This is a genomic window from Cohnella baijiui, assembly GCF_020731285.1.
In the GTDB taxonomy this organism is placed as follows: Bacteria; Bacillota; Bacilli; order Paenibacillales; family Paenibacillaceae; genus Cohnella.
Window position 1 is genome coordinate 1 of the sequence record NZ_JAJFOW010000304.1, and the last position, 250, is coordinate 250.

General features: G+C 50.0%; 1 protein-coding gene. It reads left to right on the plus strand.

Annotation, left to right across the window (positions count from 1 at the left end; genetic code table 11):
• On the plus strand, positions 1 to 250 hold a 250-nt coding region (locus tag LKX83_RS32740; RefSeq protein WP_227887454.1), incomplete at both ends, for a YIEGIA domain-containing protein.

Below are 250 nucleotides of genomic sequence, written 5' to 3' on the forward strand. Positions count from 1 at the left end.
CTTGGCTTGGCGGCACAGCAGTTTCGTGATGTGAGAAATATGGAACGCAATACGCTGCAGCAACTTGATAGCATGGAGCTGGTACCCCGCGGTGTGGCGTACATTGAAGGGATTGCCCAGGCATTTGAAGGGCGTAATTATCTGGTCATGTTTACATCGCTTCTTGTTACGCTGTGTGCGGTGACGGTATCGTTTTGGCTTGCGCTTGCAGCCGGCATTATGATGTTTTTTGTGAACGGTCGCTTAATGT